9 protein-coding genes are annotated in these 11,791 nt (G+C 61.2%); 4 read left to right on the top strand and 5 right to left on the bottom strand.

Features of this window, described 5'->3' with window-relative positions; translation table 11 throughout:
- Positions 1-79: 79 nt before the first annotated feature.
- From J2D73_RS18860 to J2D73_RS18850, 3 genes are all read right to left on the bottom strand, one after another.
- Entirely contained in the window at positions 80-724 is a 645-nt protein-coding gene (locus J2D73_RS18860; RefSeq protein WP_207883862.1) for an RDD family protein, read from the bottom strand.
- 119 nt (positions 725-843) lie between these two features.
- A complete protein-coding gene (gene argJ, locus J2D73_RS18855) occupies positions 844-2,079 on the bottom strand; it encodes a bifunctional glutamate N-acetyltransferase/amino-acid acetyltransferase ArgJ (protein ID WP_207883861.1) in 1,236 nt (411 codons plus the stop codon).
- A gap of 211 nt (positions 2,080-2,290) precedes the next feature.
- On the bottom strand, positions 2,291-3,241 hold the full coding sequence (locus J2D73_RS18850) for a peptidylprolyl isomerase (RefSeq protein WP_207883860.1): 951 nt from the start codon (positions 3,239-3,241) through the stop codon (positions 2,291-2,293).
- Between the two features lie 329 nt (positions 3,242-3,570).
- Here J2D73_RS18850 and secA point away from each other — a divergent pair, with 329 nt between their 5' ends.
- Both secA and J2D73_RS18840 read left to right on the top strand, forming a co-directional pair.
- Complete coding sequence (gene secA, locus J2D73_RS18845) at positions 3,571-6,300, top strand: preprotein translocase subunit SecA (protein WP_207883859.1); 2,730 nt, start codon at positions 3,571-3,573, stop codon at positions 6,298-6,300.
- 195 nt (positions 6,301-6,495) lie between these two features.
- On the top strand, positions 6,496-7,245 hold the full coding sequence (locus tag J2D73_RS18840; protein WP_207883857.1) for a YebC/PmpR family DNA-binding transcriptional regulator: 750 nt from the start codon (positions 6,496-6,498) through the stop codon (positions 7,243-7,245).
- Positions 7,246-7,362: 117 nt separating this feature from the next.
- On the opposite strand, the gene J2D73_RS18835 is transcribed toward J2D73_RS18840, so the two are convergent.
- Positions 7,363-8,208 (bottom strand): SDR family oxidoreductase, encoded by an 846-nt coding sequence (locus J2D73_RS18835; protein WP_207883878.1) that lies wholly within the window; start codon positions 8,206-8,208, stop codon positions 7,363-7,365.
- 284 nt (positions 8,209-8,492) lie between these two features.
- The gene (locus J2D73_RS18830) at positions 8,493-8,951 is read right to left on the bottom strand and encodes a cupin domain-containing protein (RefSeq protein ID WP_207883855.1); all 459 of its coding nucleotides are present in this window, start codon (positions 8,949-8,951) and stop codon (positions 8,493-8,495) included.
- A gap of 602 nt (positions 8,952-9,553) precedes the next feature.
- Between J2D73_RS18830 and J2D73_RS18825 the strand changes: the two genes are divergently transcribed.
- Positions 9,554-11,044 (top strand): Ppx/GppA family phosphatase, encoded by a 1,491-nt coding sequence (locus tag J2D73_RS18825; protein ID WP_207883853.1) that lies wholly within the window; start codon positions 9,554-9,556, stop codon positions 11,042-11,044.
- 183 nt (positions 11,045-11,227) lie between these two features.
- On the top strand, positions 11,228-11,770 hold the full coding sequence (locus J2D73_RS18820; RefSeq protein ID WP_207883851.1) for a hypothetical protein: 543 nt from the start codon (positions 11,228-11,230) through the stop codon (positions 11,768-11,770).
- Positions 11,771-11,791 lie beyond the last annotated feature (21 nt).

Genomic DNA, 11,791 nt, shown 5'->3' with positions numbered 1-11,791 from the left:
CCTGCTCCTTCGGACTGTCCTTTACCGTGGCTACGAGCGTTGCCGCGCCCGATCAACCCCGAGGGCGGTCAGAAGACGCTCATGCGGGGCCGGTAAACCGTGTCGGGCGCTCTTCACGCAGGACGATCGTGTTGGCCACCAGATCATGTAGCCCCTGCTTGTGCCGCGTGAACGCGACCATGATGACGCCGATGAAGAGGAACGGGTAAGATATGAACGTCTTGACCAGCGTCCGTACGACCGAGCGGGGAAGTCCGATGCGGTCTCCGTTCGGATCGCAGACTCTCAGACCCAGCGCGCGTTTGCCGAGTGTTCCGCATAGCGGAGAGGCTTCCAGACCCGCGAAGTAGATCAACGGAATCAGCGTGGTCAGCGCCCACGCGAGGGGCTCGCCGTGGATGTGCGGGGTCAGCAGGAGCGAGGACGCAGCGTCCTGAGCGTCTGGCCGCCAGGCGACGTCGATGGAGCGGGCGTCTCCGTGTCCCATCCATTCGATCGACAGGGCGGGAGCCGAGAAAAACCTGAGAACGGCGCTGAACAGCCCGAGAATGAAATGATCGATCAGGGCCGCGCCCACGCGCACCCAGAAGCCGGCATAAACCCAGATCTGGCCAGGATATGGACGACCCGCCGCAGCGGCCCATGGATCGGGCGCTACGCCGCCAAAGGCGCTTCCTTGCGAGCCCCCTGTGTGACCCCATCCGGGAGGCAGGCTGTTGGACATGCGCGTGTTCCTTGACTGGCGGCGAGCGGGGGCGGAGATCCTGCGCCGGACCGGTTCCTGTGATCGTCTGGTCGAGACCGCAGAACCGCCCGGATTTTCGGCGGGAAGTTTTGAAAGCGTCAGCTTCTGTAGGAGCCGTTGATATCGATGTAGCCATGCGTCAGATCGCACGTCCAGACTGTCGCTACGCCGTCGCCAAGTCCCAGATCGACGTCGATTTCGATGTCCTGCCCTTTCATGTGCGCCACAACGGGGGTTTCGTCGTATCCGGCGACGACAGCGCCTTCGCGTGCGATGGTCACGCCGCCCATTGCAACGGAGAGGCGGTCGCGGTCGGCCGGTTCGCCGCATTTGCCGACAGCCATGACCACGCGGCCCCAGTTGGCGTCCTCGCCCGCGATCGCCGTCTTGACCAGCGGTGAATTGGCGATCGCCATGGCGACGACGCGCGCCGAAGCGTCGGAGACCGCGCCCTTCACGGCGACGCGAATCTGCTTGGTGGCGCCTTCGCCGTCGCGGACGACCATCAGGGCGAGATCGAGGAGCACGGCGTCGAGCGCTTCACGGAAGGCGGAAAGCGCCGGATCGGCGGCGCTCGTCACCGGCGCATTACCCGCCTTACCGGTTCCGAACAGCAGCACCATGTCCGAGGTGGACGTGTCGGAGTCGACCGTGATGGCGTTGAAGCTGCGCCCGACGCCTTCCGAAAGCAGCGCCTGAAGGACGGCGGAGGGCAGCGCTGCGTCTGTCGCGATGAAGGACAGCATCGTCGCCATGTCCGGAGCGATCATGCCGCTGCCTTTGGCGATGCCCTGTATTGTCACGGCGACGCCGCCGATCTCGACCTGCCGGATGGACGCCTTGGGGAAGGTGTCTGTTGTCATGATCCCGCGTGCGGCGGCTTCCCACCCGTCTTCCGACAGGGCGGCGCGCAGGTCGGGAAGCGCGTTTGTGATCCGGTCGGCAGGGAGAACTTCGCCAATGACGCCGGTCGAGGCGAGGAAGACTTCATGAGCGCTACAGTTGGCCAAACCGGCTTCCGCCTCCGCCGTCAGGCGACAGGTCTCGATCCCGGCCCGGCCGGTGAAAACATTGGCGTTGCCCGCGTTCACCACCAGCGCACGCGCCACGCCGTTACGTAGCGACTCGCGCGACCAGTCGACCGGCGCGCCGGGGCACTTTGATTTGGTGAAGACGCCCGCAACGGAGGCGCCCTCGTCGAATTCCGCCAGAACGAGGTCGGTTCGGCCCTTGTAGCGAATTCCTGCCGCGATGGCGCCAAGCCGGACGCCGCGAACAACGCCGAGGGGCGGCAGGGGCGAGGCGAGGGGAGAGATCGGCAAAGGTTTGGCCATCGAAAGGGACCTCAAGGCAGAATGGAAACAGCGCGCATCCGTGGGGAGATGCATCGCAGGGTGAAACGGTGTGGGTAAATCGGGCCGGAACGCAAGAAGGGCGCCGTAAACGACGCCCTTTGCAGCATATGAAGCGCCGTATTCTCGCGGTCCCCATATGCGACCATGAACTTTCGGCGGCGTGAAAACGCCACCGAAAGTCGATCGGTGCTTATTTTTTTGGTGTCGCCGGAGCCGCGGCGGGCGCTGTCGCCGGCGCGTCGGGGACGACCTTTCCGTCCGGTCCGTAATGGACGATTTTCACCTGTGCGGCGGCCTTGCTGACGGCGGCGCGGACGTCTTCCTGGATCAGCTGCTGACGGATCTTGTCCTTGACCTCGTCAAGCTTCGGCGTGGGGACGGTGCGGGTCTCAAGCACCTGAATCACATGGTAGCCGTATTGGCTTTTCACCGGGGTCTGGCTGTAGGTGCCGGGCTTCATGGAGAACGCGGCGTCGGAGAACGCCGGGATCATGTCGCCCTTCTTGAACCAGCCGAGATCGCCGCCATTGTTCTTGGCGCTGCCAGTGTCGGTGGACAGCTTGGTCGCCAGCGTGCCGAAATCGGCGCCGCCCTTGAGCTGCTTGATGACGTCAAGCGCTTCGGGTTCCGTTTTCAGCAGGATGTGACGGGCGTGAACTTCCTGCTCAGGCGCCTTTTTCGCGTAGTCCTGATCGTATTTCGCCTGGATGGCCGCGTCGGTCAGAAGCGGCGTCACCTGCTTGGACAGCCATGCGTTCTGGAGGGCGTTCGTCGCCGCCGTCTCCATCGCCGTCTTCACTTCAGGATCGTTCTGCAGGTTTTCCTTGTGGGCGATGATCTGAATCGCCTTCTGGTCGACCAGCTGGTTCACCAGCATCGGGAGCACCATGTTCTGCGGAAGCTGGCGGAGCTGCGCCGGCATGGTGGCGGCGGCCTGACGCAGGTCGCCCAGCGTGATTTTCTCGCCGTTCACGGTGGCGACGACCATGTTGGGATCGGACGGAGGAGCGGCTGGAGCGGCGGCGGTCGCCGCAGCGGGAGGGGCAGTCGCCGGGGTGGGAGCTGCGATGGCGTGGCCCAGAAGGGCAGGAGCAAGCAGGGCCGCCGTCGCGAGGAGGGAGGCCGGGCTGGTGAACCGCATAAGAACAAACCCTGAATATTCGAGTGGCGGGCATCATGACCGACCGTGGATGTGGTCGCAAGAGCGGCCCCGCGGATATCGCGGGCTGTATTTGACTATTCATATGGCCGCGCAGTCGCCGCGCGCGGGCGACGTTTCTGTGTGCGGCCATCGGTTGACCCGTGACGGCGCGGGTCTTATCTGATTGCGCGCGTGTGGTTGGCTGTGCGCCGCCAGCATTTTTGAGTTCGTCTTCCACGGCCCGTCGAAGGGGCGCTTTAGCGTCTTCGGCAGGAGCGCGGAGAAAATCGGGCGCGGTCAGGTCCGCACGCCGTTCCGGAAAGGTTTACATGCTCGCCTCGCTCGCTCGCGCCCTGTTCGGCACCGCCAACGATCGCTCGCTGAAGGCCTATCAGCGTCGCGTGCCGGAGATCAATGCGCTCGAATCGCAGATCAGGCCGCTCGATGACGCCGCCCTCGCCAACAAGACGGTGGAGTTCCGGGAGCGTCTCGCCAAAGGTGAAACGCTGGACGCGCTGATGCCGGAAGCTTTTGCGGTCGCCCGCGAAGCTTCGCGTCGCGTGCTCGGTATGCGGCATTTCGACGTACAGCTTGTCGGCGGCATGGTGCTTCATTCGGGCAAGATCGCGGAAATGCGGACGGGCGAAGGCAAGACCCTCGTCGCGACGCTGGCCGTCTATCTCAGCGCACTGGCGGGCAAGGGCGTGCATGTCGTCACAGTCAACGACTATCTCGCCCGGCGTGACGCCGAGGAAATGGGACAGCTGTACGGCTTTCTTGGTCTGACGACCGGCGTCATCGTGCCGAACCTGCCTGATGACGCGCGTCGTGCCGCATATGCTGCGGACATCACCTACGGCACGAACAACGAGTTCGGGTTCGACTACCTGCGCGACAACATGAAGTTCCGGCTGGAGGACATGGTCCAGCGGCCGTTCTTCCACGCCATCGTGGACGAGGTGGACTCGATCCTGATCGACGAGGCCCGCACGCCTCTTATTATTTCCGGCCCGGCTGAAGACAGCTCCGACCTCTACCGCAGCGTTGACGCCGTGGTCGCGGCGCTGGTCAGCGACGCGTCGACGTATGATAAGGACGAGAAGTTTCGCACGGTCATTCTGACCGAGGAAGGCTCGGACCGTGTCGAGACCATGCTGCGGGAAGCGGAGGTGCTTGCCGAGGGCGGCCTTTACGACGTGCATAACATCGCGGTCGTTCATCACGTCCAGCAATCCCTGCGCGCGCATACGCTGTTCGCGCGGGACGTCGATTACATCGTGCGCGGCGGCAAGGTTATCATCATCGATGAATATACCGGCCGTATGATGGATGGCCGCCGGTATTCCGACGGTCTGCATCAGGCGCTCGAGGCGAAGGAGCATGTCGAGGTTCAGCAGGAGAACCAGACGCTCGCCTCCATCACGTTCCAGAACTATTTCCGCCTTTATCCCAAGCTGTCCGGCATGACCGGCACGGCGATGACGGAAGCGGACGAATTCGCGGAAATCTACACGCTCGACGTCGTCGAGATTCCGACGAACCTGCCGGTCGCCCGCAAGGACGAAGACGATGAGATTTACCTGAACGAGGCGGACAAGTTCGCTGCGGTGGTTCGTCTTATTCAGGAAATCCACAAGGGTGGTCAGCCCATTCTCGTCGGCACGACCTCCGTCGAGAAGAGCGAGGCCCTGTCCGGGGAACTGAAGCGCGCGGGCGTTCCGCACAACGTGCTCAACGCCCGGTTCCACGAGATGGAGGCGACCATCGTCGCCCAGGCGGGCGCGCCAGGCGCGATCACCATCGCCACCAACATGGCCGGCCGTGGCACCGACATCAAACTCGGTGGCAACGTCGAAATGCGCATCCAGCAGGAGCTGGCGCATATCGAGGACCCTGCGGAGCGCGACGTCGCGATTGCGGCGCTGCGTGAAGAGGTGGCGAGCAATCAGAAGATCGTGCGCGCAGCGGGCGGACTCTACGTCATAGGCACGGAGCGTCACGAAAGCCGTCGTATCGACAACCAGTTGCGTGGCCGCGCCGGACGTCAGGGCGATCCGGGCAATTCCCGCTTTTTCGTCTCTCTGCAGGACGATCTGATGCGCATCTTCGGCTCCGAAAGGATGACCGGGATGCTGCAGAAGATGGGCATGCAGGAGGGCGAGGCCATCGTCCATCCGTGGCTGAACAAGGCCCTTGAGCGCGCGCAGAAGAAGGTCGAAGCCCGCAACTTCGACATGCGCAAGAATACGCTCAAATACGACGACGTCATGAACGACCAGCGCAAGGAAGTGTATGCGCAACGTCGCGAATACATGCTGGAAAGCGACGTCGCCACGACAGTCAGCGAGATGCGCGAGGAGCTGATCCATGCGTTGACGGAACGGCGGATTCCCGAAAAATCCTTCGCTGAGCAGTGGCAGAGCACGGAGCTTCAGGACGACGTCCAGCGTATCCTCAACCTCGACCTGCCGATCGTCGCCTGGTCTCGTGAGGACGGCATGGACCGCGAACAGGTCGCCGTAAGGATCACCGACGAGGCCGCGAAGGCGCAGGCCGTTCGTACGGTTAACTTTGGCCCCGACATCATGCGCTTCATCGAGAAGCAGATTCTGCTGACGACGTTCGATGGCGTTTGGAAAGAGCATCTGCATGCGCTCGACCAGCTTCGTCAGGGCATCGGGCTTCGCGCCTATGGTCAGAAAGACCCGCTGAACGAGTACAAGCACGAAGCGTTCCAGCTTTTCACTTTTATGCTCGACGAAATGCGGGAACGGGTCGTGTCGCTGATCGCGCGTGTCGAGGTGGCGCCGCCCCTCGACCTCGAGCCGCCCGCCAATATCGCTGAGTTTCACCCCGATCCGGGCGTGCCGGGTCTGGCGTCCGAACCGGTCGCGGTGTCGGTCGGTAACGCGGCTCCGACGCTCGTGACGATGGAGCCGCCGGGATCCGGCGCGATTCTGCCCGATGATCCGTCGAGTTGGGGAGAGACGCCGCGCAACGGGCTCTGCCCTTGCGGCTCCGGGAAAAAGTACAAGCATTGTCATGGCCGCCACGTGTGACCTGACTGATGCTGGCCCGGTTTAGGGCTGGTTGACTCAGCGCTAGCTGCGCCTCTTTTCAGGCGGGCGAACTGAGCTGAACTGCACGTGTGGCGCGGTGACGTCATGAGACATTGATCGGGGATCCTGACGGCTCCCTGTGGCACTGACGAGCGGACGACGGTCTCCGCTCAAGACGAGGACTGTGAGGGCGGCATGGCTGGCCATTCCCAATTTAAAAATATCATGCACCGCAAGGGCGCGCAGGACGCCCGACGCGCCAGGCAATTCGCCAAGGTTATTCGCGAAATCACGGTGGCTGCGCGTTCAGGTCTGCCTGACCCGGCTTCCAATCCGCGTCTACGCGCCGCCATTTCCGCAGCGCGCGAAGTGAACATGCCCAAGGACACCGTGGAGCGGGCGATCAAGAAAGCCACTGGCGCGGGCGGCGGCGATGATTACGTGGAGGTCCGCTATGAAGGGTATGGTCCGGCTGGCGTGGCTGTGATCGTCGAGGCTCTGACTGATAACCGCAACCGCACGGCGTCCGACGTGCGCGCGGCGTTCTCGAAATATGGCGGCTCTCTGGGCGAGACGAATTCCGTGTCGTTCATGTTTGCGCGTCTCGGCGTCGTCACCTATCCGGCGAAAGTTGCTGGCGAGGACGATATGCTTGAGGCTGCGATCGAAGCTGGCGCAGACAATGTGGTCTCCACGGCGGAAACGCATGAGGTGACCTGCGAGATCGAGGCGTTCTTCGCGGTGCGCGACGCTCTGGAAGCTCGTTTCGGTGAACCAGAGAGCGCCAAGCTCGACTGGCGTCCCGAGAACTCAGTGCCTCTCGACGAAGAAAAGGCTCGTTCCGTGCTCAAGCTGCTCGATGTGCTTGAAGAGAACGACGACGTGCAGAACGTTTACGCGAACTTCGATCTACCGGAGGATGTTGCGGCGGCGCTTTCGGCCTGAGCGAAAGCTTTCGCCCCCGATGCCGCATAGTCTAGCGTCGGGGGCGGATTTTCCTGACGAAGAAACAATTGCAAAAGGGACGTTGCCCATCGCGGCATCGTGTGCCGGGCGGTAAACTTATACCGGTACGCCGGGTGAGATGTCGTAAGCCTTCTGAACCAGTTCGTTTCTCTTTCCTACGCCGTCCTCGATTTTTCGGTCCCAGACTGCGTTCATCATCTCGCGCTGTTCGTCGATAATTTTCTTCGGTTCGACGTTGCGATACGTGCGAATTTTTCCGATCAGTACTCCGACAGTCGTCTCAATGACGGGTTCCGGGTCGTATTGCTCGTGTGGAAAAGCAATGTTTTCGTAATCAAACAGTCTCTGTGACGGATCGTCTGTCCAGCTTTTCCACGTTTCGAACATTCGGTCGTTGAAACCCGTCAGAAACGGACCGGGGTTGATCGTGGCGACTTCGACGCCGAACTCCTGCACTTCCTGCCGCAACGCCTCTGCGATCGCTTCGATCGCGTGTTTTGACGAAGAATATGCCCCGGCAAACGGGTCTGTGGTCAAGCCGGCGACAGATGACATGAAGACGACCAGACCGCGACCTCGCTTCACCATATCGCGTACTACGATCTGAGTAAGCAGCGTTGGACCGATAACGTTGACTTCATATTGGCGGCGAAGATTTTCTTCAGGGATATCGACCACTGAGCCGCCTTCCGATATTCCCGCATTGTTCAGGAGAACTTCAACGTTCCATGAGGCGGCCTTGCGTCTCTCGCCCTCGCTCGTCACATCAAGGGTTTCGATACGCAGATCGACCCCGCGACGCTTTGCCTCCTGTTCCAGCGCATAGACCTGGGCAGGAACCTGCACGGCGGCAATAACTTCGTGGCCGAGCGCCGCCAGGCGCAGGGCGCTTTCGGCGCCGAAGCCGGTCGCAGCTCCGGTAATCAGAATTACTGGCATGATTATGATCCTCGGTTGGGTGATCCTGTTCGGCAAGCGAGGCGAAAGTTTTGATGTTCAGTCCACGATTGTGGGGCATTCGTGTTGACCGGATTTAGGCCTTGCGGTGCCCGCCCCACGCGCTGAAACGATGCGTGGAGCTTTAGTGGCTCATTCGTAGGGAGCCGGGCAGAAGAGGTGAGGTTCGCCTTTAACCCCTTCGTCATGCCGATTGATGGGTGGAACGATATTGTCGATGAAATATTATTATATTTTTAAAATATTTCATCGTCGGGGGTGACGCTGCGTCAATATTCAGTCTGTTCGCCTTTCAACGGAACGGACGTTTTCTGCCCCTTGGTCCCAGAGTAGACGAGAATCAGCACCGTCTCCTGATCGCCCGAGACGCCGCGGTGGGCGTCTTCGACGCTTTCGGTAAACGCCTCACCAGTATGAAAGGTCTTTTCCTTGCCGCTGGCCTTGTCTTGAATGGTCAACTGTCCCTGCAGGACGTATCCGGCGTTCGGGACCGGGTGGACATGCCACGGGAGGGCTGAATTCGGCGGTATCGTCAGCTTGAGAACAGTCAATTCCGGCGCAGTGGTCGGATAATGCTCGTAAGGTTTTCCGTTCCACGATGTGCTGCTCTGGGCAAGGATGTCAGCGTGGCCGGAGGCTGTTTGCGGCGTGGCGGCGGAAGCTGGAAGCGTTGCGGCGGACGCCGCGATGACGATAGTGCCACATGCGATTTTTCTTGCGACAGACATGGGTTGCTCCCCGAGAGGTTCTTAGGCGCTTGGCTCCTCGGTTGCGTCCTTCAGCCGGAGCTTTAGCTCGCCTGCGGCGGGCGCAATGAGGAAGGGCAGGGCATGGCGCCGGTGAAGGCGGATTCCATGCTCGATTTGCCGGGCGGCTTGGGTGCTAACGGCTGTGGTCACGAAGGGTTTGGTGGCTTCATGCAGGGTTGGAAGGAAAATTTCTTGAACTGACCTGGTCCGCGATGATGGACGTTGTCGCAGCAGGATTGCTGCGAGACCAGACTCCGGATCGCTGCTGTTAGCGCGTGAACATGTAATCCCACTGAGGGTTTTTGGCTTCCCTGCGTGACTATTTGAGGGAGACAGCGATGAAATGCGGACGATCATACGTTTCGTTCACACCTAAGCGGCGCAGTCGCTTGATGGATCAATAAGTAGCAGGGAAGGGCGCGCGACGGTGTGTCCCGGGGCGCTGCAAGCATCAGTCATTCACGACTTTCGCATCCTCGCCGGGATCGGCTATACGGCGAAGACCCTGACGGGAGCGAAGGAGGTCAGACCGCGCGACGTTCCCTGTTCGCGTGGACGGTTTCCTTCCCAGAGGACCATGAATGCAGGCCGAAGCCCCGAAACGATCCGCCGTCGTCGATCTTGGCTCCAACTCTGTCAGGATGGTCGTATTCGACGGGGTCTCGCGCAATCCCGTGTCCATTTTCAATGAGAAGGCTGTTCTGCGGCTGGGCCGCGGCCTTACGATGACTGGTCGTCTGAACGACGAAGGCGTCGCCATGGCTGTGGAGGTGCTTCGGCGCTATCACGCCATTGCGCGCAGTATGAATGCCGACCCGTTCGAGATACTGGCGACGGCGGCCGTGCGCGATGCGGCCAACGGGCCGGAATTCGTGGAGGCGCTTCGCATGGAGATGCCGGGCGTGCCGATCCGCATACTCTCCGGCGTGGAAGAAGCGGACCATTCAGCTGTTGGAGTGCGCTGCGGCATACCTGAGGCGACGGGGCTGGTCGCCGATATTGGCGGCGGCTCGCTCGAACTGATCCGGCTCGACGACGACGGGCGGGAAAGCGCGAATACGCTGCCGCTGGGCGTGATCCGGCTGAGCGACCGGTCGGGCGGCGATCTGACGATCGCCAAGGGCATCGCCGACGCCGATCTCGGCGGGGTCGAATGGTTAGGCGGCATGCGGGGGCGCACGCTGTATCTGGTTGGCGGTGCGTTTCGCGCTCTGGCGCGATTGCAGATCGCACGAACGAACTATCCGCTCAATATTGTCCATTATTACTCCCTTACGCCCGCCGCCGCGCGGGAAATGACGGGATGGTTGATCGAATCCAATCGTCGTACGCTTGAACGTTTGCCGAATGCGCCGCGTAAGCGGCTGGACGACGTGCCATTCGCCGCCACCGTTCTGCGGCGGCTGCTGAAACGTGTTGAACCGGATCGCGTCGTGTTCTGCGTCGATGGCCTGCGCGAGGGTTGGTACGCGATGAACGTCGCGCCGGAATTGCAGGCTCTCGATCCTTTGGAGACGGTCGCGCAGGATCTCTGCCAACGTCTGGGCCGCAGCGAGGCCCTCCCGGAGGCGCTTTTCGCCTGGACGGCTAAGCTCTTTCCCGGTGAAACGGATCGGGAGCGTCGGCTTCGCATGACGGCATGCCGTCTGTCGGACGTGGGCAGTCACGACCACCCGGAATATCGGGCTGAGCAGACCTACATGCGGGTGCTGTGGATACAGGGTGTCGGCTTCGACCATGAGGCGCGTGCGGCTCTGGCGCTGGCTCTGGCCGTTCGGTACGAGGCTGAGCCGACGGCCGCGTTCGTCGCGCCGTCGCGGGCGTTGCTTGACGACGTCTGGTTCGGTTGGGCCGTCACGCTGGGTCTGGCGCTGCGTCTGGCGTATTCGCTTTCGGGTGGAGCCAGCGCCCTGCTCGACGGCACGCGGCTGGAGCATGACGGTGGGGAATTATGCCTGCATCTGACGTCCGCCAGCGTCGCGGTGCGCGGGGAGGCGGTGAAGCGCCGGCTCACGCGGCTGGGGCAGGTGATGCAGGTCGAGACGAGGATTACGGAGGCCCTGGGAGGGTGATGCTTTGTACTTGTAACCGATGAAGGCCAGATAGCACACATGCAACTCATGCGTTGACTAAATAATTAAACTCAATAATATATTTAATACTGCGTTCCATTTTTAACTTTTGGTCGATTGCTAATTTAATCAGCGACAGATTGAACTCGTTAGGAACGCGCCAACAGTGCAGTGGGTGCTTCCATGAGTCTGGACGCTTTGCGGAACAATCCGAGCTCTTTTTTTTCTACGAGCGACGTTTTTGTCGATGCCACGGGAGTTGGGTATCGCCCAGAGCGCGTCGGCGGCTCGTGTCAGGTAGTCGGTCAGAACGTGGGGTCGCGTTCGAGTGTATTAGGCTTCGGCTTTAAGGTCCTAAAAATAAAAATTAGTGATTTAGAAGTAAATACTAAGACGAATGCGGATTGCTATTACTATCCCTATAGAGCGAATGGTGTTGGTTATGTTGATGTTCCGGCGGATGTAAGAGACGGAACTCTGGTGCTGACCGATGGCATGAACGGATGCGCTGCGGAGGTCCTAATAAGACCGGATGGCAGGCTCCGTTTCTGCCATGATGCAGATGGCGTCGCGCTACAAGGCATGAATCCGCGGCAACGAGAAGAATATGGGCGTCGGGTATTTCGCTGTTCCTATGGACTGGAGGAGGGGCAGCCAGTCAATTATGCGCCGGGAACAGTGGGCTTTAAGAAATCAGAGCCTGTTTGGAAAATCGGTCTGATGTGATTCAAGCTCTGGATGTGGACG

It is taken from the genome of Acetobacter sacchari (assembly GCF_017377715.1).
GTDB lineage: Bacteria > Pseudomonadota > Alphaproteobacteria > Acetobacterales > Acetobacteraceae > Acetobacter > Acetobacter sacchari.
This window is presented reverse-complemented; position numbering and strand designations above follow the sequence as displayed.